The organism is Micrococcus porci (assembly GCF_020097155.1).
In the GTDB taxonomy this organism is placed as follows: domain Bacteria; phylum Actinomycetota; class Actinomycetes; order Actinomycetales; family Micrococcaceae; genus Micrococcus; species Micrococcus porci.
In genome coordinates, this window is the sequence record NZ_CP083691.1 from 2371848 (window position 1) to 2397651 (window position 25804).

General features: G+C 72.7%; 26 protein-coding genes and 1 tRNA gene. 8 read left to right on the forward strand and 19 right to left on the reverse strand.

Annotated elements, in window-relative coordinates:
• Window positions 1-33: 33 nt before the first annotated feature.
• Entirely contained in the window at window positions 34-831 is a 798-nt protein-coding gene (locus KW076_RS11210) for an abortive infection family protein (protein WP_224355390.1), read from the forward strand.
• Between the two features lie 2 nt (window positions 832-833).
• Here the strand turns inward: KW076_RS11210 and KW076_RS11215 are convergent, their stop codons facing one another.
• The 6 genes from KW076_RS11215 to KW076_RS11240 form a co-directional block, all read right to left on the reverse strand.
• Entirely contained in the window at window positions 834-1844 is a 1011-nt protein-coding gene (locus KW076_RS11215; RefSeq protein WP_224355391.1) for a zinc finger domain-containing protein, read from the reverse strand.
• A gap of 155 nt (window positions 1845-1999) precedes the next feature.
• Window positions 2000-2311 (reverse strand): hypothetical protein, encoded by a 312-nt coding sequence (locus KW076_RS11220; protein ID WP_224355392.1) that lies wholly within the window; start codon window positions 2309-2311, stop codon window positions 2000-2002.
• A gap of 233 nt (window positions 2312-2544) precedes the next feature.
• Window positions 2545-3255 (reverse strand): hypothetical protein, encoded by a 711-nt coding sequence (locus tag KW076_RS11225; protein ID WP_224355393.1) that lies wholly within the window; start codon window positions 3253-3255, stop codon window positions 2545-2547.
• Window positions 3256-3628: 373 nt separating this feature from the next.
• Window positions 3629-4009: a hypothetical protein gene (locus KW076_RS11230; protein ID WP_224355394.1), complete on the reverse strand. Its 381-nt coding sequence runs from the start codon at window positions 4007-4009 to the stop codon at window positions 3629-3631.
• A 4-nt stretch (window positions 4010-4013) separates the two neighbouring features.
• Window positions 4014-4376, reverse strand: coding sequence for a hypothetical protein (locus tag KW076_RS11235; RefSeq protein ID WP_224355395.1), 363 nt, complete (start codon window positions 4374-4376; stop codon window positions 4014-4016).
• 101 nt (window positions 4377-4477) lie between these two features.
• A tRNA-Asn gene (locus tag KW076_RS11240) sits at window positions 4478-4549 on the reverse strand.
• A gap of 206 nt (window positions 4550-4755) precedes the next feature.
• Between KW076_RS11240 and KW076_RS11245 the strand changes: the two genes are divergently transcribed.
• Window positions 4756-5427, forward strand: coding sequence for a PepSY domain-containing protein (locus KW076_RS11245; RefSeq protein WP_224355396.1), 672 nt, complete (start codon window positions 4756-4758; stop codon window positions 5425-5427).
• A gap of 81 nt (window positions 5428-5508) precedes the next feature.
• On the opposite strand, the gene dnaG is transcribed toward KW076_RS11245, so the two are convergent.
• Window positions 5509-7431, reverse strand: coding sequence for a DNA primase (gene dnaG / locus KW076_RS11250; protein WP_224355397.1), 1923 nt, complete (start codon window positions 7429-7431; stop codon window positions 5509-5511).
• Between the two features lie 67 nt (window positions 7432-7498).
• Here dnaG and KW076_RS11255 point away from each other — a divergent pair, with 67 nt between their 5' ends.
• The gene (locus KW076_RS11255) at window positions 7499-9034 is read left to right on the forward strand and encodes an anthranilate synthase component I family protein (RefSeq protein ID WP_224355398.1); all 1536 of its coding nucleotides are present in this window, start codon (window positions 7499-7501) and stop codon (window positions 9032-9034) included.
• Window positions 9035-9162: 128 nt separating this feature from the next.
• A complete protein-coding gene (locus KW076_RS11260; RefSeq protein ID WP_224355399.1) occupies window positions 9163-9972 on the forward strand; it encodes an SIR2 family NAD-dependent protein deacylase in 810 nt (269 codons plus the stop codon).
• Window positions 9973-9979: 7 nt separating this feature from the next.
• Here the strand turns inward: KW076_RS11260 and KW076_RS11265 are convergent, their stop codons facing one another.
• The 4 genes from KW076_RS11265 to KW076_RS11280 all read right to left on the reverse strand — a co-directional run bounded on the left by KW076_RS11265 (window position 9980) and on the right by KW076_RS11280 (window position 13639).
• Window positions 9980-11260: a deoxyguanosinetriphosphate triphosphohydrolase gene (locus tag KW076_RS11265; protein ID WP_224356846.1), complete on the reverse strand. Its 1281-nt coding sequence runs from the start codon at window positions 11258-11260 to the stop codon at window positions 9980-9982.
• 55 nt (window positions 11261-11315) lie between these two features.
• Window positions 11316-12596 carry a tRNA dihydrouridine synthase DusB gene (gene dusB / locus KW076_RS11270; RefSeq protein WP_224355400.1) on the reverse strand — a complete coding sequence of 427 codons (1281 nt, stop codon included), beginning with the start codon at window positions 12594-12596 and terminating at the stop codon, window positions 11316-11318.
• Window positions 12597-12672: 76 nt separating this feature from the next.
• Window positions 12673-13134 (reverse strand): ankyrin repeat domain-containing protein, encoded by a 462-nt coding sequence (locus KW076_RS11275; protein ID WP_434084331.1) that lies wholly within the window; start codon window positions 13132-13134, stop codon window positions 12673-12675.
• Window positions 13135-13156: 22 nt separating this feature from the next.
• Window positions 13157-13639 (reverse strand): hypothetical protein, encoded by a 483-nt coding sequence (locus tag KW076_RS11280; RefSeq protein ID WP_224355401.1) that lies wholly within the window; start codon window positions 13637-13639, stop codon window positions 13157-13159.
• A gap of 65 nt (window positions 13640-13704) precedes the next feature.
• Here KW076_RS11280 and KW076_RS11285 point away from each other — a divergent pair, with 65 nt between their 5' ends.
• Both KW076_RS11285 and KW076_RS11290 read left to right on the forward strand, forming a co-directional pair.
• A complete protein-coding gene (locus KW076_RS11285) occupies window positions 13705-14742 on the forward strand; it encodes an LLM class flavin-dependent oxidoreductase (protein ID WP_224355402.1) in 1038 nt (345 codons plus the stop codon).
• Between the two features lie 69 nt (window positions 14743-14811).
• A complete protein-coding gene (locus KW076_RS11290; RefSeq protein WP_224355403.1) occupies window positions 14812-16083 on the forward strand; it encodes an MFS transporter in 1272 nt (423 codons plus the stop codon).
• A 191-nt stretch (window positions 16084-16274) separates the two neighbouring features.
• On the opposite strand, the gene KW076_RS11295 is transcribed toward KW076_RS11290, so the two are convergent.
• From KW076_RS11295 to KW076_RS11320, 6 genes are all read right to left on the reverse strand, one after another.
• Complete coding sequence (locus KW076_RS11295; RefSeq protein WP_224355404.1) at window positions 16275-17492, reverse strand: APC family permease; 1218 nt, start codon at window positions 17490-17492, stop codon at window positions 16275-16277.
• A gap of 11 nt (window positions 17493-17503) precedes the next feature.
• Complete coding sequence (locus KW076_RS11300; protein ID WP_224355405.1) at window positions 17504-18709, reverse strand: glutathionylspermidine synthase family protein; 1206 nt, start codon at window positions 18707-18709, stop codon at window positions 17504-17506.
• Window positions 18710-18763: 54 nt separating this feature from the next.
• Window positions 18764-19192, reverse strand: a complete 429-nt coding sequence (locus tag KW076_RS11305; RefSeq protein ID WP_224355406.1) for a tRNA-dihydrouridine synthase — start codon at window positions 19190-19192, stop codon at window positions 18764-18766.
• Between the two features lie 44 nt (window positions 19193-19236).
• Entirely contained in the window at window positions 19237-19878 is a 642-nt protein-coding gene (locus tag KW076_RS11310) for a cation efflux transmembrane domain-containing protein (protein ID WP_224355407.1), read from the reverse strand.
• Between the two features lie 129 nt (window positions 19879-20007).
• On the reverse strand, window positions 20008-21096 hold the full coding sequence (locus tag KW076_RS11315; protein WP_224355408.1) for a GNAT family N-acetyltransferase: 1089 nt from the start codon (window positions 21094-21096) through the stop codon (window positions 20008-20010).
• Window positions 21093-22475 carry a glycine--tRNA ligase gene (locus KW076_RS11320; protein WP_224355409.1) on the reverse strand — a complete coding sequence of 461 codons (1383 nt, stop codon included), beginning with the start codon at window positions 22473-22475 and terminating at the stop codon, window positions 21093-21095. Before KW076_RS11320 ends, KW076_RS11315 begins: the two co-directional genes overlap by 4 nt.
• A 109-nt stretch (window positions 22476-22584) precedes the next feature.
• Between KW076_RS11320 and KW076_RS11325 the strand changes: the two genes are divergently transcribed.
• Window positions 22585-22830, forward strand: a complete 246-nt coding sequence (locus KW076_RS11325) for an RNA-binding S4 domain-containing protein (protein WP_434084332.1) — start codon at window positions 22585-22587, stop codon at window positions 22828-22830.
• A gap of 58 nt (window positions 22831-22888) precedes the next feature.
• Here KW076_RS11325 and KW076_RS11330 read toward each other — a convergent pair whose 3' ends face one another.
• Window positions 22889-23575 carry an alpha/beta hydrolase gene (locus tag KW076_RS11330; RefSeq protein WP_224355411.1) on the reverse strand — a complete coding sequence of 229 codons (687 nt, stop codon included), beginning with the start codon at window positions 23573-23575 and terminating at the stop codon, window positions 22889-22891.
• A 109-nt stretch (window positions 23576-23684) separates the two neighbouring features.
• Between KW076_RS11330 and KW076_RS11335 the strand changes: the two genes are divergently transcribed.
• Window positions 23685-24572, forward strand: coding sequence for an SGNH/GDSL hydrolase family protein (locus tag KW076_RS11335; protein ID WP_224355412.1), 888 nt, complete (start codon window positions 23685-23687; stop codon window positions 24570-24572).
• Between the two features lie 16 nt (window positions 24573-24588).
• Here KW076_RS11335 and metX read toward each other — a convergent pair whose 3' ends face one another.
• Window positions 24589-25803, reverse strand: a complete 1215-nt coding sequence (gene metX / locus KW076_RS11340) for a homoserine O-acetyltransferase MetX (RefSeq protein ID WP_224355413.1) — start codon at window positions 25801-25803, stop codon at window positions 24589-24591.
• Window position 25804 lies beyond the last annotated feature (1 nt).

Sequence of the window (25804 nt, forward strand, 5' to 3'; positions counted from 1 at the left end):
GGTCGTTTCCGCCCCTTGGTGCAAGATGTCTCCATGGAACCGAACTGGAGTGGTCGCGTCGGTCTCGCGATGCGCCGACTAATGGATGTGTCCGGCATCCCCACCCATGACGGCCTCGACGATGCGTTCGCGTCGGTTGGGATGACAATCCCCAGAGATACCCCCAGCGGCGAATCCATCACCAAGCCCCGGCGCATGCGAACTGCCTTTGAGACCGCAGACTCCAACGGACTGAAGGCCACACGACGCCTGATCTCCGCACTCGTCGATGAGCTTCGACACCGTGACGTGTTTCAGCACCCCGCCCCGGAGATTGTGGCCGCCGTTCAGGCCGTGCGGCAGCTCATCACCGAGGGCGGGGCCACCCTTACGACAGATGGCTTCATCACGACCGCTGTCGCATTCCCGACTGTCGACGCCGGACAGCGAGAAACAGTCGATCGCCTCATCGCTCGCCTTCGGCGCAACGACCAGGATCCAGCATCCATACTCGGGACAGCCAAGGACCTGCTCGAAGCCACCTCGAAGCACGTCCTGCACGAGCGAGCGCCCCAGCAGCGCCAAAAGGACATGCCGAACATCGTGTACGAAGCCATGGAGGCGCTTGACCTATCGACTAAGCCATCAAGTATCAACGGTCCGAGTGCAGGCGCGATCGCTCAGCTTCACCAACTCATTGCCCGCACGGCACAAGCGGTGACGGCCTCGCGCAATGACGGAGGTGATGGCCACGGACATCTGAACCCGACCGGTGTCTCCCCCGAGCTGGCCGAGTACGTCCGCGTCGTTACTCTCGCCGCAACCAAGTTCCTTCTCGACAACGCCACCTGAACTCACACGCCCGGCAGCGTTTCGTCCCACGGAGCCGGCCCAACGCGGCCGCACTCGGGATCAGGTACGAATTCGTTTGGCTGGCGCACTTCCATGTACAACTCCATGTGCCCACGCATCATGGGTGATGCATCTCGGCGGCCAGCGTGCACAACTTCGGCGATCCGACCGCTGGCCGTCGTGCAGTATGCACCCGCTCCCGCCCCACAGCCTGGGCACTGGCGCGAGAGGAGGTCGTCCAGTAGCTCGTCGAGCAGAATCTGCTTGTCCATCGCGGCGAGCGTTTTCGCCAGCAACGGCGGGATCAAGTCGTCTGCCATCACCACCGCCTCCCGATATGTGATGAGTTGGTCCTCCGGCACGACGTCATGACGTCGGCGCGCCCGCTTCATCTGCTTGGGAGTCAGCCAGCGATTCACTCCTGTCGACGAGACCCACGGCGGCTCGCCCCTGGACAACTGCTTCCGCAGTGGGAGGTCCTCTGCGATGACCCGGTGCGCATACGTCAGGCTCCGTTCAGCGTCCACAACGAGCCTCAACGCCTCGTCCAGTTGATCCCAGATCACCGTGAGGTCAACAGGGGTGGTGCACCCCATCAGCGCCTCACGCAGATTCATCAGCTTTCGCCCGACGCCGTCCGCCTGGCCCGCCAGCTGACTCAAGGTCGCGGCAGGCCGCCCGTACATGAGCGGGTCGAACACCTCGAGCGCCTGCTCGCCAAGGCCCGTGGCAGGTTCCTCCCATCTCCACCCGTTCACCGCGCCGGGCGGGTCACCCGAGACCGGGACAGTCCATGTCTCGATGGCAACAACGTCCAGAGCCAACGCGTCGGCGAACGGGTAAACCCGCCGCCACGGGCTAACGCCTTCGTCATTGGAGGGTGGATGGACGAGGTACCCGGGCAGGCCACGCACGTCGAGCCATTCGATCCTTGCTGGTTGAACGTCCCCATCCTTCGACCCCGCCGTGGATCCGCTTGGGCTATAGGTCCACACCTCACCCGACTCATCCACGGCCAGCTCCCAGCCCTCTCGGCGCCCGAGGATCGGCAGCAACTGGGCCTGCGGGACAAAATCGTCCAGCCCCTCGTGGCGGAGTTGGTCAACTATCCGGCGGACACGAGGGTGTCCCGCCTTCCTATCGTTTTTCCGCGGTTTCTTCGAGCGACTCAACGCTTACCCCCCAGATGGAGAACATCCTCGACAGCGGACACGCACTCTTCCCGGACCCGCTGGTAGCGCCCAGCACCCTCCTGCTGCGGATCGAAGTGCCCACCATGCCCAAGACGACCCAGAACCTCCTCCGTCTGCTCCACGATCTCCACGCCGTCGAAGTCGAAGACTCGATAACGGCTCGGGTAGCTCGCACCGTTGAGGCTCATGCGCCAACCGCCGTCGCTGACGAGCGCCAGCTGATGCCCGCTGTCCTGGTCGGCCCACCAGGCACCTGTGCGGTCTTCTTCGTAGAGGTCGAACTGCATGCGGGCCACATCGCGCACCCACCTCAAGTCCCAGCCTCGGCCCAGTCCTCGCGACCACATCCACCACACCTCCTGTTTCCGCCCAGGCCCTCACGTGAGCCCGGTCGTCAGAATGCACCAAGAGTACGCGGATTTGCAATGATCTAATCGAACCTATTGCGACTATCTTCGATATTTACCTTAATCGGCATTCCGGTAATTACCGGTGCCGGTATCCGTCGCGGCCTCGGCCCTCACCGGTCGTCGTTCGGCCGGGTGCTCCATTCGGCACCGTCAGGGGACATCTCCCACTCGATCCCCAGATCGTCGCGTCCACTGGATACCGCGACCGCCATTCGCGGTTCCGCCGGCGTTGACGAGGTGACCCGCACCTTCGCTTCGACCCCTACGACGTTCGGTACCGGCCTCAGCCCGACAGGGGCGGAGTGCCCGAGCACGTTCCCGTCGGAGTCCACGACCTTCGCCCGCACGTACTTCACGCCCTCGGTCGGGCGCTCGATCAGTTCTTCCTCGCGCTCCGTGGCGGCCCATCGCGTCCAGTCCGACTCGTCGTAGTCCAGCTCGTACGCCCCACGGTTGCCGTAAGCCTCGGGGTCCTTGTGCCGGCCGATCTTCGCGCAGCCGGCCTCGTCGACCATGCGCCGCAGCCGGGCCGTCATCATCTCCACATGCGGGTGCCACATCATCATCGGCCCCAGCCCCGGAGCCTGTTCATCCCAGACCTTGTACTCCATGCACATGGCCGCATACAGCTCCGCGGTCACGTCAGGGTGGCGGTACCAGCACGCGGGAACGATCGAGGTCCCCAGCCGGTACTCGGCCACGAACCAGTCCACCCACCGCCGCAGGTGGTTCCACGCCTGCCACTGGTGCTCAGCCTCGATCTCCCGCCACCGCGTGCCCATCCACACCGGCGGGCCTTCCTGAGCCAGCTCTGCGGCCACCTCCGGATCTACGTAAGGCAACGATGTCTCCGTTGGCCCCTCGTCCTGGAGGGGGGCTGTCTCGGACCAGTCCGGTTCGTCGTCTTCGACCCACGGCGATGCCATCAGTTCCGCCCTTCCCTCGTGTACCGACGTGCTGGCCCGCCCAACAGCCGCTCGAGCCGGGCGAACAGCTCCTCAACAGCCTCGCGTCCACCTGCTCCAGTCGAGCGCATGTAGCGATGCGCGGCGTCCTCGCACGTCCCGCACAACCACACCCCGATTCCACTGGCGGCACGGCACTCGGCGCGGTCCAAGTGCCGCCCATCGGTGCAGTGCCACCTCGTGAAGACGGGCCGCTGGCAGACATGGCACCGTGCACCCCCGTCCGTGCTCATGCCTGACTCTGCCGGATCATCCTGACCACGATCACGATCGTCGCCCGCCTGCGGTCCCATCCAAAGAACTCCTTCTTGCCGTCCATGATCTGATGCAACCGCTGGTGATGGTCCCGGCACAACGGCATCAGGTCGTTGTGCGCTTCACGGGCCTGCCACCGGCCCTCCTCGTCCTGGCCCACGCCCTTGTACGAGACGTGGTGCAGGTCCAGGGTCCCTGCCTCGGTCAGCGTGACCCCACAGACCTGGCAGGCCGGCTCTTGGCCGGCCTGCCGGCAGTCCGCGAACCACCGCACCCGCCTGTACCCCCACGCCTGGGACCGCAAGTACCGCTTGTACTCGGCCGAGCCAGTGCGGTACAGCCCGAACCTGCCCATGCCCTCACCGCACAGGGATCGCCGGGGCCGCCTCCGGCACCGGGTCCGACGCCGCCACGGATTCCTCGGCCCGGTCCGCGTCGGTCGGTGTGGACGACGGGGCCGGGTCCTTGGACTCCAGCTCGGCCAGCAGCGCCTTCGAGTACCGACCCGCAGCCTCCTTGATCTGCTTGCCGTCCTTGCGGTCCCACCAACGGGTCATCCGCATCAGGATCGGACGCCCGTTACGGTTCAGCAGGATCCCCCACCCGAACGGCAGCCGACGCAGCTCCGCAACCGAGACCACCTCGGTGTCGTGGATCTGCTCGGAGACCGAGGTGTGGTCCTTGCCGCAAGACTTAGAAGTCCGCGCGATCGCTTCCAACACGGGCGACAGTGGCGGGCACAACTGGCTCCCGCGGCCCGGTCGTCCTCCAGGCACGAAGAAGCCCCCGCACCGACATGGTCGGTGCAGGGGCCTCTGTTCGGCTCCCCCGGTTGGATTCGAACCAACAACCCTTCGATTAACAGTCGAATGCTCTGCCGTTGAGCTACGGGGGAATGTGCCGCGAACCGCCGGGGCCGTTCGGACAACGGATGGAACTCTACCAGAGCCCCCGCCCGCGTGCCACCCGGCCGCGGGGCGCCGTCGTCGCCCTGCCCGCCCCCGGGGACCGGCGGCCCTTGCCAGGCACGGCTCCGGGCGGCCTACGGTGCGAGGACATTCCCAGAACCATCAGGAACGGATCCGAAGGAGAGACGTGACCATGACCATCACGACCCTCACGCGCAAGACCGCCCTGACCGGCACGGGCGTGCTGGCCGCGCTCGCCCTCGCGGCCTGCGGCACCACGGCCGACAACGGCGACGACGGCTCCGCCTCGCTGGAGGTCGACGCCTCCTCGGCAGTGGCGAGCACCCCCGCCACGGAGGACGCCTCGACCACGTCAGCTTCTGCGTCGTCAGCCTCCTCCGCCCCGGCCTCGTCGACGGCCGCCGCGGCCGGCCGCGACTCGGCCACCGGCCAGGCCGACGACCCCGCCTCCGCGGTGATCGACGCGGTCCTGGAGAAGTACGGCGACGGCATCATCGTCGGGGTGGATGCCAACGACGACGACACGACCTGGGAGGTCGACGTCGTGGTGGACAAGGAGGTGAAGGAGCTGGACGTCACCGCCGACGGCGACATCACCGAGACCGACCGCGAGTCGGATCCCGAGGACGTCCAGAAGGCGAAGGACGCCGAGGTCACCGCCCAGCAGGCGCTCGACACCGCTCGAAAGGGCCGTGACGGGGTGACCCTGGACGAGATGGACCTGGACGACGACAACGGCACCCTCCAGTGGGAGGTCGAGTTCGACCGCGAGGACGGCTCCGACGGCCCCGAGGTCGAGATCGACGCCACGTCCGGGGAGGTGCTCACGGTCGACGAGCACTGACGCCGGGTGGCCGACGGACCGCCGTTTCGCGAACGAAAACGCGTCTGGGGCCGCCGTTTCGCGAACGAAAACGGGTGGGGGTCAGTCGTCGGCGCGGAGGGCCCGGCGGCGCGTCTCCAGTTCCATGAGCTCGGCGTTCAGGCGCATGAACTCGTCGTGGTCGCCCTCGGGGCCGAGGCGCTGGAGCTGTCCCAGCAGCTCCTCCTTGCGGTGCACGATCTGCAGGGAGAACAGCCGGTTCATGATGTCCCGGCAGTAGCGGTCCACGTCCTCCGGGGTGCGGGCGGGCAGGTCCCGCACGGCCAGCTCGGAGACGACGCCGGCCACCTCCCCCGGCGCGGCGTCCCGCACCGCGTCCACCCAGCGCGACGGCGTGGCCCCGGCCGTGCCGGCGACCTTCACCGCGTGGTGCACGGCCGCGTACTGCGGGATGGTGAACCGGGCCTGGTAGAACGCCGTCCACTGCTCGGCCGAGAGCAGGGTGGGATGCTGGAGCACCACCTCGAGGGACTCGCGTTCGCGCCGGGCGGCCGGGTCCCGCGGGTCCACGGGCACGATCAGCGCGGGCCGGGGCGCGGCCGGCTCCTCACCCGGAGCCTGGCCGGCGTTCGCCCCCTCGGGGGCCCGCTCCGGGGCGGGCGTGCGCTCGGCGCTCCCGCCGGAGGGGCCGCCCCGCCGTCGTCCGCGCAGCTCCTGGGCCACGGCGCGGCTGACCACGTTGGGGTCCATGCCGAGCCAGCCTGCGAGCTCCCGCTCGTAGCCGGGGCGCAGCACCGAGTCCTTGATTCCGGCCACGATCGGCGCGGCGTGCCGCAGGGCCCCCGCCCGTCCCTCGACCGTGTTGAGGTCATAGTCCTTGAGCCCGGCGGAGATGGCGAACTCGAACAGGGGCCGGCGGGAGGCGATCAGGGCGCGCACCGCCTCCTCCCCCTGCTGCATGCGCAGGTCGCACGGGTCCAGGCCGTTCGGCTCCACGGCCACGAACGTCTTGGCGAGGAACCGGTGGTCCTCGTCGAACGCCTTGAGGGCGGCCTTCTGTCCGGCCGCGTCGCCGTCGAACGTGAAGATCACCTCGCCGCCGGTGCCGTCGTCGCTGATCAGGCGGCGGGCGATCTTGATGTGGTCCGCGCCGAACGCGGTGCCGCACGTGGCGACGGCGGTCTCCACCCCGGACAGGTGCGCCGCCATCACATCCGTGTACCCCTCGACCAGGACGAGCTGCCGCTCCTTGGCGATGGCCCGCTTGGCCAGGTCGATGCCGTAGAGCACCTGGGACTTCTTGTAGAGGGGCGTCTCCGGGGTGTTCAGGTACTTGGGCCCGGGGTCGTCCTCGAACAGCTTGCGCGCGCCGAAGCCGATCGTGTTCCCGGTCATGTCCCGGATGGGCCACAGCAGGCGCCCGCGGAAGCGGTCGTAGAGCCCGCGCTGGCCCTCGGAGAACAGGCCCGACGCGCGGAGCTCATCGTCGCGGAAGCCCTGCTGGCGCAGGTGGTCCAGCAGCGCGGACCAGCCCTGCGGGGCGTAGCCGAGGCCGAACTGCTCGGCGTGCTCCTGCGTGAATCCGCGGCCGGTGAGAAAGTCCCGGCCGGGCTGCGCGTCGGGGGCGGCCAGGCGGGCGCGGTAGAACTCGTCGGCCAGTTTGTTGGCCTCCAACAGGCGGCGACGCCGGCTGGTCTCGGCCCGGTCCGGGCCCTGGCCGTCCTCATAGTGGAGCTCCACGCCGGCGCGGGCGGCGAGCCGCTCGACCGTCTCCGTGAAGGTGGTGTGCTCCATCTCCATGAGGAAGCTGATGACGTCCCCGTGCTCGCCGCAGCCGAAGCAGTGGTAGGTCCCGACGCCGGGGCGCACGTGGAAGGACGGGGTGCGCTCGTCATGGAAGGGGCACAGCCCCTTGAACGAGCCGACGCCGGCGGAGCGCAGCGTGACGAACTCCTCCACGACGGCCTTGAGGTCGGCCCGCTCGCGGACGAGGTCGATGTCCTTGCGCACGATCAGTCCGGCCATGCGGACCATTCTAGGGAGCGCGGCGACGCGTCAGCCCCGGGCGGAACCGCCGCCTACGCTGGTGCGCATGCCCACCGCGCCCGGCCGCCCCGACGCCTCCCCCGCGCCCCTGCACGTGGCCGTCCGCACGCTCGACATCGCCACGCTCGCCGCGGTCGGCCACACCGCGGCCACGGCGGCCGGCGCGGTCTACGCCCACGCCGTGCAGCGCGGGACCGCCTCCTTCTGGCTGGACTCGGCCCTGCCCGACGGCGGTGAGGCCCGCTGGTCCATGGTGGGTGACGGCGTCGACGTGCTCGGCGAGGAGGAGGGCCGCATCCCCTCCCCGGGCCTGCGCCTGATCCGGCACGGCGACCCCGCGGACCCGGACCGGGCCTGGGCCGACCTGGCCGCCGCGGCCGCCCCGCGCGAGGTGCACGGCGGCGAGGGGCTGCCCCTGCGCGGCGGGCTCGTCGGCTGGCTGGGCTACGAGCTGGGCCTGGCGGACCTCGGCGTGACCCCGCCGCCGCCCCGTCCGGGTGACCCGGCGGCGCTGCCGGCCCAGTTCTGGGTGCGGCCCTCGCGGTACGCGGTCGCCGACCACGTCGCCGGGGCGCTGAGCTGCTGCGTCGTGTCCCTCGACGCCGACGCCGCCGAGGCGGCCGCCGACCGCTGGGAGGCGGACGTCCGCCGGGCGCTGGAGGCCGCGCGGACGTCCACCGAGGAGGTCGAGGTCGACGTCGACGCCCCGGAAGCCCCGGGCGTCTGGCGGGAGGACGGCGCCGCGTACGCCGAGCAGATCGCCCGATGCCGGGCCGCCCTGCACGCCGGGGACTCCTACGAGCTGTGCCTGACCACCCGTTTCGACGCCGACCCCGCCCTGCGAGTGGACCCGCTCGCGCTGTTCCGGGACCTGGCCGCACACCAGCCCGCCCCCTACGCCGCCCTCATGGAGCACGGCACGGGGGCCGAGCGCTGGGCCGTGGTCTCGGCCTCCCCCGAGCGGTTCCTCTCCGGCCGGGACGGCCGGTACAGCACCAAGCCGATCAAGGGCACCGCGGCCCGCCTGCCGGACCCGACCGAGGACGCCGCCGCGGCCGCCGCCCTCGCCGCCGACCCCAAGACCCGGGCCGAGAACCTCATGATCGTGGACCTGCTGCGCAACGACCTCTCCCGGGTGTGCGAGCCCGGCACCGTGCAGGTCCCCGCGCTCATGGCCGTCGAGTCCTACGCCACCGTCCACCAGCTCGTCTCCACGGTCACCGGCGTCGCCCGCGCCGGCGTCGCGCCCGTGGACGTGGTCCGCTCGCTGTTCCCCGGCGGGTCCATGACGGGGGCGCCGAAGAGGCGCACGGTGGAGCTGCTCGCCGCGTGGGAGGGCTCCCCGCGGGGCGTCTACTCCGGGGCGCTGGGGATGCTGGGCGCCGACGGCACGGTGGAGCTGAGCATCGTGATCCGCACGGCGGTGCTCTCCCCCACGACCCCGGACGCCCCTGCCCGGTGGAGCGTGGGCGCCGGCGGGGCGATCGTCGCCGACTCGGACGCGCACGCCGAGCACGAGGAGGTCCTGCTCAAGGCCCGCGGGCTGCGGCGGGCCCTGACGCGCGCGGCCGGGACCGCCTGAACCGCGACGGCACGGCATCCGCTCGGCCGAATCCGACCCTCCCACGCGCTCCCGGGACCCGGGAGGGTCGTCTTCGGACGAGTCAGTGATACAGAGCAGCACGGCCTGGTCGTCCCTAGGCTGGAACCATGAGCCCCACGCAGCCCTCCGACCCCGCCGCCCTGGGCGCCGTCCGTCGCCTGATCCTCGAGGCGGAGCGCCCCGTGGTGCTCACCGGGGCGGGCGTCTCCGCCGAGTCCGGCGTCCCGACCTTCCGTGACGCGCAGACCGGACTGTGGGAGCGGTACTCCCCCGAACAGCTGGCCACCGCGGAGGCCTTCGCCGCCGACCCCTCCCTCGTGTGGTCCTGGTATCTGTGGCGCGCGCGGATGGTCCGGGCCGTGGAGCCCAACGCCGGGCATCGGGCGCTGGCGGCCTGGCAGGCGCGCACACCGGCGCTGCGGATCGTCACCCAGAACGTGGACGACCTCCACGAGCGGGCCGGGGCCGACGTCCTCTCCCACCTCCACGGCTCGCTCTTCGCATTCCGCTGCGCGGAGTGCGACACCCCCGCGGACGTGGACCCGAGCGCGGTCGTCGCTCTGGCCGAGTCCGCCGCCCCCGGCTCCGAGGCGGGCCTGGAGGCGCTGATGCACCTGGAGCCGCCGTTGTGCGCGGCGTGCCGGCGGGGCCGCGTCCGCCCCGACATCGTGTGGTTCGGCGAGCTGCTGCCCGAGCGCGCGTGGGGCGACGCGCAGGCCGCCCTCGAGGAGTGCGACCTCTGCGTGGTGGTCGGCACCTCGGGCGTGGTCCAGCCCGCCGCCTCGCTCCCCTTCCTGGCGCTGGGGGCCGGGGCGCCCGTCGTCGAGGTCAATCCGGACCGCACTGCGCTGAGCGACGCCATGACCCACGTGCTGCGCGGCCCCGCGGGGACCGTGCTGCCGGCGCTGCTCGGCTGAACCGGGCTCAGAGCCAGACGCGCTGGAAGGTCTCCCCGCGCACCAGGGTGCGGTGCCACTCGATCGCGGTGGAGTCCGTCAGCGAGGCCACCTGGTCGATGACCACGCGGGCGCGGGCGGCGTCGTCGGCGGCGTCCTGGAAGTCCGCGGCGAACATCGGGTCGAGGTACCGGTCCCCCGTGGTCATGAGCAGGTCCACGAGCTCGGTGAGCAGATCGCGCTGCCGTGCGTAGAGCGGCTGACGCTGCTCGGAGGTCATCACGAACGCCGCCGCGATGCCCTTCATCACGGCGATCTCGTGCTCCGTGTGCGCGGGCACGACGACGTCGGCCGCGTGACGGGTCAGCGGCTCGTTGCCGAAGACCTCGCGGGTGGCGTCGAACGCCGCCGTGCAGAAGCGGCCGATCAGCTGGCTGGTCATGTCCTTCATGCCGGCGAGGGCGCGGCGGGAGCCGTCCATCTCCCCCATCCACACGTCCTGGGACTCCAGGCGCGTCAGGGCGGCGTCGATCTCCTCCAGGTCACCGCCCGGCAGGTACCAGTCGCGGGTGGTCTCCAGGACGCGGGCGCGGCGCTCCCCGGGCTCGGTGATCCACCGCAGCTGGAACGCGGAGTTGACCACACCGTCCTCGACGTCGTGCACGGAGTAGGAGATGTCGTCCGCGAGGTCCATGACCTGGGCCTCCATGGACTTCCGGGCCCCGTGCACCCCCTGCCGGAACCACTCGAACACGGGCAGGTCGTCCGCGTAGACGCCGAACTTCCTGGAGCGTTTCCCGTCGGGCCTGAGCGGGGCGTCCTCGCGCACCCACGGGTACTTGCACGCGGCGTCGAGGGCGGCGCGCGTGAGGTTCAAGCCCGCGGAGGACCCGTCCGGGAAGGACTTCTTCTGCTCCAGGCGGGCGAGCAGGCGCAGCGTCTGGGCGTTGCCCTCGAAGCCGCCGGCGGCCTCGGCGACGGCGTCGAGCGCCTTCTCCCCGTTGTGGCCGAACGGCGGGTGGCCGAGGTCGTGGGAGAGGCAGGCGGTGTCCACGAGGTCAGGGTCGCAGCCCAGGGAGCGGCCCAGCTCGCGGCCGATCTGGGCGACCTCCAGCGAGTGGGTGAGCCGGGTGCGGGAGAAGTCGTCCAGGTCCGGGGCCACGACCTGGGTCTTGGCGCCGAGGCGGCGCAACGCGGCCGAGTGCAGGACCCGCGCGCGGTCCCGCTCGAAGTCCGACCGGTAGGAGGACTTCGGCGGCTCGGCGAGCCAGCGCCGGCGGTCCCAGTCCGTGTACCCGGGCGTGGGCACGGGCCGGCCGGCGTAGGGCGGGCGGTCGGCCGGGCCGAAGAGGGTGGGCTGCGGCTCAGCCACCGGAGACGTCCAGCTCGGCGGCGTGGATCATGGCACGCTGCTCCTCGTTGAGCTCCCGGGAGTCCAGCCAGCCGTCCGGCAGGTGCGGACGCTTGGGGGCGCCGGCCCGGCCGCGGGGGCCCTCCGCGGGGGCGCCCGGGTAGGGCATGTCCCGGTCGAGGCGGTCCAGCAGCTCGCGCAGCGTGGCCAGGTTCGGCACGGTGGACAGGCCCGTGCGGACCTCCGAGCCCACGGGGTAGCCCTTGAAGTACCAGGCGACGTGCTTGCGGATGTCCCGCAGCGCCTTGACCTCGTCCCCGCCGAAGGTGTCCACGAGCAGTTCCGCGTGGCGGTAGAGGGTGTCCGCGACCATGCCGAGCGTGGGATGGAACCGCTCCGGCCGGCCCTCGAACGCGTTCTGGATGTCCCCGAACATCCACGGCCGACCCTGGCAGCCGCGGCCGATGACGACGCCGTCGACGCCGGTCTGCTCGACCATGGCGATCGCGTCCTCCGCGGACCAGATGTCGCCGTTGCCGAGCACGGGGATGTCCGGCAGCGCCTCCCGCAGGCGGGCGATGTCCTCCCAGACCGCCGTGCCCGAGTAGAACTGGCGGGTGGTCCGCCCGTGCAGGGCGACCGCGGCCACGCCCAGGTCGCGGGCGGTGCGGCCGGCGTCGAGGAACGTGAGGTGGTCCTCGTCGATGCCGCGGCGCATCTTCACGGTCACCGGGATGTCCTTCTTGGAGGCCTCGGTGACGGCCGCCTTCACGATCGAGGCGAACAGCTCCGACTTCCACGGCAGGGCCGAGCCGCCGCCGCGGCGGGTGACCTTGGGCACCGGGCAGCCGAAGTTCATGTCGATGTGGTCGGCCCGGTCCTCCTCGACCAGCATGCGCACCGCCGCGGCCGTGGTGACCGGGTCCACGGAGTACAGCTGCACCGAGCGCGGGACCTCGTCCGGGTCGTGCTGGATGATCCGCATGGACTCGGGCTTGCGCTCCACCAGGGCCCGGGAGGTCACCATCTCGTTCACGTACAGCCCGCCGCCGTACTCGCGGCACAGGCGGCGGAACGCGGTGTTCGTGATGCCGGCCATCGGGGCCAGCACCACCGGGACGTCCACGGTGATCGGGCCGAGCTTCAGCGGGGGCAGGTTCAGGCGGTCCGAGCGCGGGGCGGCGTGGCCGCCCTCGTGCAGCTGGTCGTCGTCGGCGATGCGGCGGCCCGCGCCGGCGGACTTGGCGTAGTGCGGGTCCACGGCGGCGTCGGGAAGGGTGTGGGAAGCAGTCATGTCCCCGCCATCATCCCACCGCCGTCAAGTCGACGGGCCGGCGTCAGCGGGCACCGCGGCGTCGACGCGCGGCCGGTCAGCGGGCCTCATCCAGCACCGCGGCGACCCGCTCCCCGCCGAACATCTGCGCGGTCTGCCGGGCGGAGGGGGTGCCGGCGTCCGGGTCGGCCCCGGCGGCCAGCAGCAGGCACATGGAGGCGACGTCGCCCTTGAACGTGGCGCAGGTCAGCGGGCGCTGGCCGCGGTCATTGGCCTTCTCCACGTCCGCGCCCACGCGGATCAGCATCTCCACCACGGCCGGCTGGTCGTGGTAGGCGGCCAGGGTCAGGAACGTGTCCCCCTTGCCGTTCTGCAGGTCCGGGTTCAGGCCGGCCACGATGTACGCCTCGAGCGTGTCCACGTCGCCGGTGCGGGCGGCGTCGAACATGCGCCCGGCCAGCTCGAGCATCTCCGGCGAGGGCCCTGCGCTCTCCACTGCAGGCTCGGCGGGCGGGGTGGCCGGTGCGTGCTGGCCCTGGGTGTCCTGGTGCTCGGTCATGCCCTCCAGTGTGCCCGCTCGCTCAGGCGTCTGTCCGGGTCCAGGCGGCGCGCATCACGTCGTAGGCGCCGGGCTCGGCACCCTCCACGCCCTCCGGGATCACGTTCTGCATGACCATCGCGAGGGTGCCGCCCTGCAGGCGGACCGCCACCGTCCAGCCCCAGCCGGAGTACTCCATGGACACGGCGACGCCCTCGCCCTCCACGGGGTGGGCATCCCCCTCCGGCGACGACGACGCCCCCTCCAGCACGCGGATCTCCGGGGCCTGGTGGAAGGAGTCGGTCAAGGCGGCGGTGACGCGGCCGGCGTCGTCGGGACGGCCGATGACGAGGTGGCCGGCCTGCTCGCCCTGGTCCGGGTGCACCCAGGTGTAGTCGAGCGCGAGGGCGGCGCCGCCGGCGACGGGCGTGAGGCGCGCGGCGGACGGGCCGGAGGAGAACTCGTCCGTGGGGTACAGGCGGAAGCCGCAGGTGCCGGTCCAGTCGGTCGCGGAGGGGAGGCTCATGCCCTCGATCCTGCCACCGGGCCCCGCCTGGGAACACCCGGAGATACTTCATTGTTGAACGAGCCATGACCACGAAGAACCTCGGATTCCTCAACTTCGGGCACTGGATCCACCGCCCGCGGGTGGGCCGGCGACCCGTGGAGCCGGACGCGAAGCAGGCTATCGACGACGTCGTCCAGATGGCGGTGGACGCCGAGGCCGCCGGCCTGGACGGCGCGTGGATCCGCATCCACCACTTCCAGCGGATGTTCTCCTCGCCGTTCCCGATCCTCACCGCCATGGCCGCGCACACCGAGCGCATCCACCTGGGCACCGGCGTGATCGACCTGCGCTACGAGAACCCCCTGTACATGGCCGAGGCGGCCGCCACGACGGACCTGCTCGCCGGCGGCCGGCTCGAGCTCGGCGTCTCCCGCGGCTCCCCCGAGGCCGCCCGGGACGGTCAGGCGCAGTTCGGCTACGAACTCGCCGACGGGCAGACCTGGTCCGACGTGGCCCGCGAGCGCGGCCGCCGCCTCCTGGCCGGCGTGCGCGGCGAGGGCATCGCGACGCCGGACCTCTCCTCCGGCTGGGCGCACAGCTCCGCACCGCTGCGCATCGAGCCGCATTCCCCCGGGCTCGCGGACCGCATCTGGTGGGGCTCCGGCACGGTGGGCTCCGCGGTGGAGGCCGCGAAGGACGGCTACGGCATGCTCTCCTCCACCCTCCTGCTGCAGGACGACGGCCGCCCCTTCCACGTGCAGCAGGCCGACCAGATCGCCCGGTACCTCGAGGCGTACGAGGCCGGGGGCCACACGACCCCGGCGCGCACGGCGGTGACCCGCTCGGCGTTCGTCATCCAGGACCACGAGGACGAGCTGTACTTCGGACGCGACCGCCACTCGCGGGACTCCTCCGGCCACCTCGACGGCGGCGCGGCCCGCTCCGGCCCCACCTACGCGGGCTCGGCGGAGGAGGTCGCGGAGCTCCTCGCCGCGGACGACGCCGTCCAGGCCGCGGACTGGGTGCTGTTCGCCAACCCGAACCAGCTCGGCGCGGAGTACAACGCGAAGCTCTTCGCGGGCTGGGCCGAGGTCTGGCGGCTGCTCGGCTGGGACTCCTGAGCGGGCGGGGCCCGCGGGGCACGTCCCGGCCGGACGTGACGCCGCCGGAGGCGTGACACCCTGGAGCGCGTGACGTCCGCCCCCGCCGACACCCCGCGCATCGACCGACGCGCCGCAACCCGTTCCCGCTGGGCCGCGACCGCGGCGTTCTTCACCAACGGCGCCCTCGCGGCCGCGATGATCCCGCACTACCCACAGGCCAAGGCCGCCTTCGGCCTCGACCCCGCGGGATTCGGGCTGCTGGTGACCGTCATGACCCTCGGCGCGGCCTGCGCGGGGCCGGCCGGCGCGCCGATCCTGCGCCGGGCCGGGTCCCGGGCCACCGTCCTCTGGGGATCCCTGGCGATCGCGGTGGTCCTCACCGGCGCCGGCCTGGCGCTGGACCTGGGCGCGCGATCCGACGCCGCGGGCCCGTGGCTGGGGGCCTATGCGGCGGCCGTGTTCGCCTCCGGCCTGTGCGACGCCGTCGTGGACACCGCACAGAACGCCCAGGGCCTGCGCGCCCAGCACGCGCTCGGCCGACCGGTGCTGACCTCGATGCACGCAGGCTGGTCCCTCGGGGCGGCCGTCGGCGCGGCGCTGGGAGCCGCCGCGGTGGGCGCGGGCGTCCCCGCCGGACTGCACCTCGGCCTCAACGGGGCCGCCTGCGTGCTCCTGCTGGCCCTGACCCTGCCCCGGTTCCTGCCGGACACCCCCGACCACGCCCCGGCCCCGGCCCTGCTGACGGCCGACGACCCCGGGCCGGAATCCGAGGCGACGCCGGCGTCGCACCGCCACCCCTGGCTCCTGCTGGCCCCCATCGTGGTGATCTCCATGGCCGGCTTCTCCGTCGAGGAGTTCGGCAACTCGTGGACGTCCCTGTTCCTCCAGGCCGAGCGTGGACTGGACCCTGCCACCGCCGGCCTGGGCGCCAGCACCCTCCTGGGCGCCCAGTTCCTCGGCCGGTTGACCGGGGATCGCGTGCTGGCCGCGCTGGGACGCACGCGCGCGCTGACCGGGGGGCTCGCCGTCGTGCTGGCGGGGCTGACGGTCACCCTGCTGGTGCCGACGCCCGCCGCGATGTTCACCGGCCTGGCGCTGGCGGGGCTGGGCTCCGCCGTCGTGGTCCCGACCGCGTTCGCGCTCGCCGACGAGGTGCCGGGCCTGCCCGCCCAGACTGGGCTCGCGGTGGTCAGCTGGCTGATGCGCCTGGCGGGACTGGGCCTGTCCCCGCTGGTCGGCCTGCTGGCCGGCGTCCTGCCGCTCACGGCCGCGCTCGGCGCATTCGTGGTGCTGGCGGCCCTGGGGACGGTGCTGGCGCTCACCCTCCGGGCCCCGCGTCTGGCCCCCGACTTCCGCTAGAGGAGCAGTCGCTTCCTCGGCAATCCACCGGGATGGAAGCGACGGTCTCCTCAGCGAAAGTCCGGGGGACGATGGCGGCGCGGCCGCGCGGACTCCGACGCCCGGGATGACGAGGTGTTCGACCCCGAGGCCATCGAGTCCGCCAGGGAGCGGCTCGACGCCAAGCAGATCGCCCCGGAGGAGCGGGCGGGTCAGACGCCCGACGTCGGATGAACGGCGCGTCCGCGGTGCCCGGCCCCGACGGCGAGGATGAGGCCCAGCACCGCGAAGCCCACGGCCAGCAGGCCCACCCCGCCGACGCCGCCGACCACCGTGGCCCCGTAGTCCGGCTCGAACATCCACGCCAGGCTCGCCGCGGTGATCAGACCCATGACGACGGCCGTCGCTGCGTGGAGCATCCGGGCGCCGCCGGAGGCGTGCGCGGCGGCCGTCGCCGAGGAGATCGTGAAGTAGCCGCCCACGAACACGGAGAGCATCTCGATCGAGTCCTCGAACACCCCGGGCACGGCCAGGGAGACCACCAGCCAGGCGATCGCCAGCAGCGCCGAGACGACCTCGGCCGCGCGGAGCGGGGCCAGTACGGCAGACAGGTGGCCCCGCTCGGCCATCGCTGAGAGGCCGCGCGCCGTGGGGATCAGGGTGGAGCCGATCGCGCCCACGCAGGACACCACGACGCCGGCCATCACCACGGGGTGTGTCAGCGCGGCGACGGCGGCCGGGTCCTCCGAGGCGCCCAGCGCCGAGAACACCAGGAAGATCGCCGCCAGCAGCCCCAGCGAGACCGCCGCGGAGCGGCGCGGAACGCCCCGGTGCGACTCCTCGGAGAGCGCGTAGACGGCGTCGAACCCCCAGAACGCGAACACGGCGAGCAGCACCGCGTGCACCCAGTCCTGCACCGTCCCCGCGGGCGGGAGCGGCGTCAGGCCCACCCGGGCCAGCACCCACGCCAGGTACGCGGTGGCCGCCACCTGGACGAGGACCCCCGCGGTCTGGACGGCCGCCGTGATCCGCACGTTCGCCGAGGCCAGGGCGGTCGCCGCCGCGATGATGCCCGCGCCGATCAGGACCTTCACGCCCGCGCCGAGCCCGGGCAGCCACGCGTCCAGGGCGACGTAGGCAAGCCCGGAGGTCGCCACGATCCCCGTGAGGGCGAGGCACCAGCCCGCCGTCCAGCCGAGCACGGGGTGGCCCGTGACCGCCCACGAGTACACGGACCCCTTGTCCGGCTCACGCTCGTCGTTCGCGGACATCCCCGCCCACACGCCGAGGATCGGCAGCAGCGCCAGCAGGTAGGCCAGCGGCGCCCCCGAGCCCACCAGGCCGACGACGAGCGGCACCGTCACGACGGCGGAGTAGACCGGCGCCACCGACGAGGTGGACACGGACACGGACTGGTGCGTGCTCAGCACGGGAGGCCTCCTCAGCCGTCGATGATGTTCGGGACGAACCGGCACAGGGCGTCGGTGACGGGGCCGTCCGACTCGCGGATGCCCACCCCGAAGCACTCGTCCCCGACCATCCAGGTGCCCAGCACCGGGCGGTTGGGGGCGCCGTCGGGCGCCGGGAAGTCCGGCAGGCCGTGGAACTGCTGGTACACGTGCCCCTCCGCACCCCAGCGGCCCGCGGCGGAGCTGACGTCCCCGGCGCGGGAACGGATCTCGATGCCCGCGCCCTCGCGGCCGTGCAGCGGCTTCCGGACCCACTCGCGCAGGCCGCCCCGGTCGTTCAGGAACGTGGGCAGCAGCAGCTCATGGCCCGGGTAGAGGTGCCACAGGGCCGCGGTGAGCGCCTTGGTGGAGAGGAGCATCTTCCAGGGCGGCTCGATCCACCGGACCTCGTCGTCGAGCTTCAGCCGCGGCCCGAAGCGCTCGGTGACCATGTCCTCCCACGGGTACAGCTTGAAGATCCGGCGCAGGTACCGCAGGTCCGCGCCCACGAAGCGCAGCCGCTCCGTGTCGAAGCCGATCTGGCTCATCAGCAGGGACTCCCCCCTGACGCCGGCCTGCTCGGCGGCGTCGCGCAGCACCGCCACGGTCATGGCGTCCTCGCCGGTCTCGTCCAGCTCGGTGTGGGCGAAGTGCACGCGCGCCGGGGTCCCGTCCGCCTCCGGCGGGGCGATCCGCCGCCAGCGGTCCGTCAGCGCCTCGAAGATCCCGTTCCACTGGTCCACGGCGTCCCCGAACACGTCCTCCTTCCAGAACCACTGGCACACCGCGGCCTCCACCAGCCCGGTGGGCGTGTCCGCGTTGTACTCCAGGAGCTTGGTCGGCGCGTCCGGGCCGGAGTAGACCAGGTCGAAGCGCCCGTAGAGGCTCGGCTCCCCGGCGTTCAGGGAGTCGACGGCGAGCTGCGCCGCCTCCCGGGGGATGCCGAGTGCCCGCCACGGCGAGCCGGGGACGGACTGCTCGTCCGCGAGGAAGCGGGCGGCCTCCAGGGACATGGCGTGCAGCCGCTCCGAGGCCTGTTCCAGGTGCTCCACCTCGGCCATGGTCAGCGCGTAGCAGGCGGACTCGTTCCAGTAGTGGGTGACGGTCCCGTCCGGGTGGACGGTCTCGTCGAACACGAGCCCCTGGGAGGCGATGGTGCGCTCCCAGCCGGGGCGGGGGGCCATGACGCGGCGTTCCATGGGGTCTCCTCGGGTGCGGGCAGGCGGCGGGGGCAATGCGGGGCGCGGGGGGGCTCAGGAGCCGGCGCCGCCGCCCTTGGAGCCGAAGCCGCCCCTGGACACGGTGCCGGACTTCGCGAACTCCCCTCCGGAGGACGGGACCTTCGTGGTGGTGCCCGTCCCGGGGCGGGTCGTGAGGCCTCCGCCGGCGCGTTGGCCGACGGCCGGGACGGTGCGCCCGCCGGCGAGCGGGATGAAGTACCAGCCCGTGCGGTGGCCGGCGTGGGCGTGGGAGGTGCCGGCGGAGTCGTCGCAGTCCTCGTCCGGCACGCGCTCCTGCGTGGTCTCGTCCCGGCAGACCTGCGCATAGTCCTCGGAGGTCTGCCGGTAGTCGGGGTCCGGGCCGCAGCCGGTCATCGCGGCGGCCAGGGCGAGGGTGCCGCCGAGGGCGAGGGTGCGCGAGGCCCGACGGCGGAGGAGCGGCGTCGGGAAGGTGTCGGTCATGGATCCATTCTGCCGTGCCCCGGCCGTGTGCCGGGCCGAGGGGCTCAGTCGTCGTCGAACTCGCCGGCGAGGGCCTGCGCCGCGAGGCGCTCCTCCGTGGCGGCCTGCCAGACCTCCTTGGCGGCGCCGCCGTTGAGCACCACCAGCAGCACGCCCACGATGATGTCCGCCCAGCCGGAGGCGGTCAGCGCGGTCGCCCCGGCCAGGGCGATCAGCACGATGCCGGCGATCAGGTCGTTGCGGGCGGCGAGCCATGCCGCCCGCGTGAGGGATCCGCCGTCGGCTCGGAAGCGGGCCAGCAGGCCCACGCACACCAGGTTGACCAGCAGGGATCCGACGCCGGTCCAGAACAGGGGGCCGGTGGCGGGCGGCTCGGGGTCGCCGACCTTCACCGCGGCCATCGCGAGCGCGGCGATCGCCGGGAGCACGATGATCCCGGCCATCACCTTGCCGACGCGCGCCCGCCGGGCCAGCGGCCAGCCGAGGGCGATCACGATGAGCATGTTCACCGCGAAGTCCTCGAAGAAGTCCACGGAGTCCGCCACCAGGGACACCGAGCCGATGCCGAGCGCCACGCCGATCTCCACGAGCATGTAGGCGAGGTTCAGCAGGGACACCGCGAGGACGGTGCCACGCAGGGCGCGCACGCGGGCGGGGTCGGGCCGGGGATGCGAGGTCTCCGTCATGGCATCCATCATCTCTCCACTTTCGCTCGACGAACCGTCGCAACTTCGCCGACGTCGTGCCGAGGTAGCGACGGTGTCCCGAGCGAAAGTGCGGGGCGCGGGGGCGCGCGGGAGCAGGGTCGGGAGGGGTCAGGAGGGGTCGGTCGCCCAGACGCGGGTGTCCACGAGCGTGCCCGCCGCGCGCTTGGCCAGCAGCGCGTCGAGGATCGGCTCCAGGGCGGTCATCGCCTCGTCGGCCTCGACCTGCACGGGGTGCTGGGCCACCAGCAGGGCGAGCAGGTCGCCCACGGCCAGCTGGGCCTCCTCGAGGCCCAGGGACGGGTCCCAGCCGAGCAGCACGTCCGCGGGGGCGTCCTGCCGCTCGGCCGTGTAGGACACCGCGAACGCCTGGATCGTCCCGCCCTCCTCGCGCGGGGCGTCGCGGAGCACGACGGCGCCGGCCGCCCCGGTCTGCGGGCCGAGGATCAGCTGCTGGGCCGCCCCCACGGACATCTGCGAGGGGTCCCACGCGTGGGCGGCGTCGTAGAACGCGGCCACGGCGCGGGTGAGCTCGACGGAGCCGGTGGAGATCTCCTCCAGCACGCGCCCCTCCGGGTGCTCCTCGTCCCGCAGCGCGGGCAGGGCGATCACGCCGGGGGCCACGGCGATCCGCCGCGAGCGCTGCACGGGCGTGAACCCGGCCGCCACGAGGAACCGCTCGGTGGCGGCGACCTGCGCGGCGTGCGCTTCCGCCCCGGCCGCGCCGGCCTCCGGGGCCTCCCCCGGAGCCGCCTCCACGACCTCCCCGCCGCCCACGGGCACGCGGGAGGCGACGGCGAAGCGCGCCTTCAGCTCCGTCGTCGGCACGGCGCCGGCCTCGTGGGCCGCGGCGACGAGCCCGCGCAGCGCCTCCAGCAGGGCGCGGCCCACGCCACGGCCGCGGACCGTGCGGGCGACCTCGCCGTAGACCCAGAGACGTCCCGGGTGCAGGGGCTGCGCGAACGCCACGGCGGCGCCCACGGGGACGCCGTCCTCCTCGGCCACGAGCGTGCGCCGCCACGGGGAGTCCGCGTCGGCCGCGAGCATGGCCCGGTCCTGGTGCTGCTGCACGTCGGCCGGGTCCCCCCAGACCTCGAGCAGGCGCAGGTCGTCGCCCTCCGCCCAGGGGCGGAGGACCACCTCGCCGCCGGAGACGGCGGCGGTCAGGGCGGGGGCGTCGTCGTCGTGCCGGGGGCTCACTTGGTCAGCCGCTCCGCGAGGTAGGCGCGGACCTGGGCGAGGGCCACGCGCTCCTGGGACATGGTGTCGCGCTCGCGGATGGTCACGGACTGGTCCTCGAGGGTGTCGAAGTCCACGGTGATGCAGAACGGGGTGCCGATCTCGTCCTGGCGGCGGTAGCGGCGGCCGATGGCGCCGGAGTCGTCCGTCTCGATGTTCCAGTGCGCGCGCAGCTCGGCGGCCAGCCTCTGGGAGGGCTCCTGCAGCTCCAGCTTCTTGGACAGCGGCAGCACGGCGGCCTTGACCGGCGCCAGGCGCGGGTCCAGCTTGAGCACGGTGCGCACGTCCACGCCGCCCTTGGCGTTGGGGGCCTCGTCCTCGGTGTAGGCGTCCACGAGGAACGCCATCATGGAGCGGGTCAGGCCGAAGGACGGCTCGATCACGTACGGCGTGTAGTGCACGTCGTTGGCCTGGTCGAAGTACTGCAGCTTCGCGCCGGAGGCGTTCGCGTGGGACGTGAGGTCGTAGTCGGTGCGGTTCGCGACGCCCATGAGCTCGCCCCAGCCGTCGCCCCCGGCGAAGCCGAACCGGTACTCCAGGTCGATGGTGCCGTCCGAGTAGTGGGCGCGCTCCTCCTCCGGGACGTCGAACTTCCGCAGGTTCGCCGGGTCGATGCCGAGGTCGATGAACCAGTCCCAGCAGGCCTCGACCCAGGTGTCGAAGTGCTCCTTCGCCTCCGCCGGGGGCACGAAGTACTCGATCTCCATCTGCTCGAACTCGCGGGTGCGGAAGATGAAGTTGCCGGGGGTGATCTCGTTGCGGAACGCCTTGCCGATCTGGCCGATGCCGAACGGCGGCTTCTTGCGGGAGGCGCCCAGCACGTTGAGGAAGTTCACGAAGATGCCCTGCGCCGTCTCCGGGCGCATGTAGTGCAGGCCCTCCTCGTTGTCCACGGGGCCGAGGTAGGTCTTGACCAGGCCGGAGAACATCTGCGGCTCGGTCCACTTGCCGGTGGTGCCGCAGTCGGGGCAGGTGATCTCCTCCATGCCGGCGGCGGCGCGGCCCTTCTTGGCCTCGAACGCCTCGAGCAGGTGGTCCTGGCGGTGGCGCCTGTGGCACTGCTGGCACTCGACCAGCGGGTCGGTGAACGTGGCCACGTGGCCGGAGGCCTCCCAGACCTGGCGCGGCAGGATGATGGAGGAGTCCAGGCCCACCATGTCCTCACGGGAGCGCACGAAGGTCCGCCACCACTCGGCCTTGATGTTCTCCTTGAGCTCGACGCCGAGGGGCCCGTAGTCCCACGCGGAGCGGGAGCCGCCGTAGATGTCACCGGCCTGGAACACGAAGCCGCGGCGCTTGGCCAGGTTGATCACGTTGTCCAGCGGGGACTTGGCAGCCATGGGGGCATCACTTCCGTCGTTCGGTGCAGCGGGGGACCACGACGACGACGGCGCGCCCGGGCTCTGCGGGGCGCGCCTCGTCTCGTCGCGGACCAGCCTACCGGGGACAATGGGGGCCATGACCTCCTCTTCCGACGTCCAGCCCCTGCCGATCCGCGACGAGTCCATCCGCCTGGGACAGGCGCTCAAGCTCGCGAGCCTCGTGGAGGACGGCGCGATGGCCCGGGACGTCGTCCAGGACGGGATGGTGTCCGTGAACGGCGAGGTGGAGACCCGCCGCGGCCGGCAGCTCCACGACGGGGACGTCGTCGAGTTCAACGGCGAGGAGATCGTGGTCGAGGCCGGCCAGTCCTGAGCGGGGGGCGGACCGCCGCCGCCCTCGGGCCCGGGGCTGAGCCCCGGGCCGGCAGGCCTCAGAGCACGACGTGCGTGAGGTACTCCCGGACGTGCCCGAGCTCCTGCGGGCTGATGGCGTGCGGCAGGCCCGCGTAGACGACCTTGGTGAGGTCGGTGTGGGCGGTGAGCCAGCCGTGGGACTCCTCCACGCGCTGCGCGGAGATGATCGGGTCCTCCTGACCGCGGCCCCAGAAGACCTTCGGCGTGACGGCATCCACGGTCTCGTCGGCGGGGAACAGGCCCTCGAGCTCGGGCTCGACGTGCAGCGGGTCCACGACGAAGCCGGAGAGCGCCACGGTGGCGGCGTAGGCGGCCGGGTCCAGCCGCAGCAGGGAGGTGGCCATGGCCATGCCCTGGGAGAAGCCGAGCAGGCTCACCGTGCGGAAGCCGCCGCTCACGCCCGGCAGCCAGGCGTGCAGGTCCTCGACGGCGGCGCGCACGGCCCCGGCGTCCGAGCCGATCTCCCCGGTGGCCGGGTCCTGGGTGAGGGGGAACCAGGCGGCGCCGCCCTGCGGCAGGTCCATCGGGGCGCGCACGGCCAGGGCCGTGAAGGCCTCGGGCAGCTGGGGCACCAGGCCGAACAGGTCGTCCTCGTCGGCGCCGTAGCCGTGGAGGAGCACGAGCAGGTGCTCGGTGCGCTCGCCCTCCGGGCGGGACCAGCGGACGGCGAAGGGGGCGGGGTCGCGGGGGGTGGTGTCGTTCACGGGGCGACTCTACGCGGGCGTGCCAGGAGGCACTCGGCGTGCGCTGCGGGTGACCGGGGGACACGGTGTCGGCTGGCCCCCGGCCCCGCCCGTCGGCATCATGGAGACCATGAGCCCACTCACGAACACAGCCGACTCCGAGCCTCCCCACGCCGAGGGCCACGCCTCCGCGGAGCCGGCCCACCCCTGGCGCCGCTACGTGGCCGTCGGGGACTCCTTCACCGAGGGCATCGGCGATCCCGACCCCGAGCGCCCCGGCTACCACCGCGGCTGGGCCGACCACCTCGCCGAGGAACTGGCGCGCCTGACCCCCGCCGGCGAGGAGTTCTCGTACGCCTCGCTGGCCGTCCGCGGCAAGCTGATGGACCAGATCCGCGCCGACCAGATCGACCCTGCGGTCGAGCTCGCCCCGGACCTCGTGAGCATCTGCGCCGGCGGCAACGACATCCTCCGCCGCGCCGACCCGGACGAGACCGCCCTGCACCTGGACGACGCCGTCGGCCGCCTGGCGGAGACCGGGGCCACCGTGCTGCTGTTCAACGTGCCGGACATCAAGGAGACGCCCGTGCTCGCGCGCATCCGCGGCCGCGTGGCGATCTACAACGAGAACATCCGCACCGTCGCCGCCCGGCACCACGCCGTCGTCGCGGACATGTGGAGCCTGAAGGACCTCGCCCGCCCGGAGATGTGGGCCCCGGACCGCCTGCACTTCTCCCCCGTGGGCCACCACACGATCGCCGCGATGGCCCTGGACACCCTCGGCGTCGAGCACGAGCTCGAACCCCTCTCCCCCAAGCGCGCCGCCCCGCGGACGTGGCGCGAGGCCCGGGTCGACGACGCCCGCTGGGCCCGCACCCACCTGGTGCCGTGGGTCGGCCGCCGCCTGCGCGGCGTCTCCTCCGGGGACGGGATGCAGCCCAAGCGCCCGCTGCCCGCCCCGCTGTTCGGCGCGGACATGCCCCACGGCTCGGACTACACCGAGCACGCCGCGGACTGAGCCCCGCGCTCGGGGCTCAGAGCTCGAGCGTCCGCCGCAGCTCGTCGGCGATCTGCCCGTACTCGGTGAGGAAGCCGTCGTGGCCGATCGGCGAGTGGATGGTGTGCACCGGGACCTCGCCCGGCAGGAGGGACGCCAGGCGCTCGGACTCCGCGGGGAAGTACAGCCGGTCGGAGTCCACCGCTGCGACGAACGCCCGCCCCGGGTAGGAGGCGAGGGCGGCCTCGACGCCGCCGCGGCCCCGGCCGACGTCGTGGCTCATCAGGGCCTCGGTGAGCGCCACATAGGAGCCGGCGTCGAACCGGCCCACCAGCTTGGAGGCCTGGTGGTCCAGGTAGGACTCCACCTGGTAGCGGCCCACGCGCTCCCCCGACGCCGTGCCCAGCGGGTCCTCCGCGCCCTGCGGCTCCCGGCCGAACCGGTGCTGCAGCTCGGCGGCGGAGCGGTAGGTGGTGTGCGCGATCCGGCGGGCGATGCCCAGCCCCGTCACCGGGCCCGGGCCCGGGTGGTAGTCGCCGCCCCGCCACTCCGGGTCCAGCCGGATGGCGTGGGTCTGGGCCTGCGCCCACGCGATCTGCTCCGCCGAGGAGCTCGCCGTGGAGGCCAGCACCGCCACGCCGCGCACCAGGTCCGGGTGGGAGACGGCCCACTCGATGGCGCGCGCGCCGCCCATGGACCCGCCGATCACGGCCTGCAGCGCGGTGACGCCGAGCGCGTCGAGGAGGCGGCGCTCGGCCGCCACGGCGTCCCGGATGGTGACGAACGGAAACCGGCCGCCCCAGGGCGCACCGTCCGGGGCCGGTGAGGACGGCCCCGTGGAGCCGTCGCAGCCGCCGAGCATGTTGGGTGCGACGACGAACCAGCGGTCCGTGTCCACGGCCAGGCCCGGCCCGATCAGCTCCTCCCACCAGCCCGCGGACTCGTCGCGGCGGTGGGAGGCCACGTGGGAGTCGCCCGTGAGGGCGTGCAGGACGAGCACGGCGTTGGCGCCGTCCTCGGCGAGCGTGCCCCACGTCTCGAAGGCGAGCTCGACGCCCGGCAGGCGTCCGCCGGCCTCGAGCTCCAGCGGGCCCACGGAGAGCGTGCGGAACTCGCCGGCGGGGAGGCGGTCGGCCGGCCGCGCGTCGTGCGGGGCGGCGGAGCGGGCGGAGGGGGCGGCCTCGCCCTGCGGGCCTTGGTGCGGACGATGGGCGGCGTGGCCGGGCAGGATGCGGGGGTCGATGGCGGTCATG

Bases quoted from the DNA above. Each gene is read 5' to 3' on its own strand.
- KW076_RS11325 (WP_434084332.1), top strand. From the start codon at position 22,585: ATGGGGGCCATGACCTCCTCTTCCGACGTCCAGCCCCTGCCGATCCGC.
- KW076_RS11255 (WP_224355398.1), top strand. From the start codon at position 7,499: ATGCCCACCGCGCCCGGCCGCCCCGACGCCTCCCCCGCGCCCCTGCAC.
- KW076_RS11210 (WP_224355390.1), top strand. From the start codon at position 34: ATGGAACCGAACTGGAGTGGTCGCGTCGGTCTCGCGATGCGCCGACTA.
- KW076_RS11230 (WP_224355394.1), bottom strand. From the start codon at position 4,009: ATGGGCAGGTTCGGGCTGTACCGCACTGGCTCGGCCGAGTACAAGCGG.
- KW076_RS11320 (WP_224355409.1), bottom strand. From the start codon at position 22,475: ATGGCTGCCAAGTCCCCGCTGGACAACGTGATCAACCTGGCCAAGCGC.
- dnaG (WP_224355397.1), bottom strand. From the start codon at position 7,431: ATGGCCGGACTGATCGTGCGCAAGGACATCGACCTCGTCCGCGAGCGG.
- KW076_RS11245 (WP_224355396.1), top strand. From the start codon at position 4,756: ATGACCATCACGACCCTCACGCGCAAGACCGCCCTGACCGGCACGGGC.
- KW076_RS11300 (WP_224355405.1), bottom strand. From the start codon at position 18,709: ATGGAACGCCGCGTCATGGCCCCCCGCCCCGGCTGGGAGCGCACCATC.
- KW076_RS11310 (WP_224355407.1), bottom strand. From the start codon at position 19,878: ATGACGGAGACCTCGCATCCCCGGCCCGACCCCGCCCGCGTGCGCGCC.
- KW076_RS11335 (WP_224355412.1), top strand. From the start codon at position 23,685: ATGAGCCCACTCACGAACACAGCCGACTCCGAGCCTCCCCACGCCGAG.
- KW076_RS11275 (WP_434084331.1), bottom strand. From the start codon at position 13,134: ATGACCGAGCACCAGGACACCCAGGGCCAGCACGCACCGGCCACCCCG.
- metX (WP_224355413.1), bottom strand. From the start codon at position 25,803: ATGACCGCCATCGACCCCCGCATCCTGCCCGGCCACGCCGCCCATCGT.
- KW076_RS11280 (WP_224355401.1), bottom strand. From the start codon at position 13,639: ATGAGCCTCCCCTCCGCGACCGACTGGACCGGCACCTGCGGCTTCCGC.
- KW076_RS11260 (WP_224355399.1), top strand. From the start codon at position 9,163: ATGAGCCCCACGCAGCCCTCCGACCCCGCCGCCCTGGGCGCCGTCCGT.
- KW076_RS11285 (WP_224355402.1), top strand. From the start codon at position 13,705: ATGACCACGAAGAACCTCGGATTCCTCAACTTCGGGCACTGGATCCAC.
- KW076_RS11220 (WP_224355392.1), bottom strand. From the start codon at position 2,311: ATGCAGTTCGACCTCTACGAAGAAGACCGCACAGGTGCCTGGTGGGCC.
- dusB (WP_224355400.1), bottom strand. From the start codon at position 12,596: ATGACTGCTTCCCACACCCTTCCCGACGCCGCCGTGGACCCGCACTAC.
- KW076_RS11305 (WP_224355406.1), bottom strand. From the start codon at position 19,192: ATGACCGACACCTTCCCGACGCCGCTCCTCCGCCGTCGGGCCTCGCGC.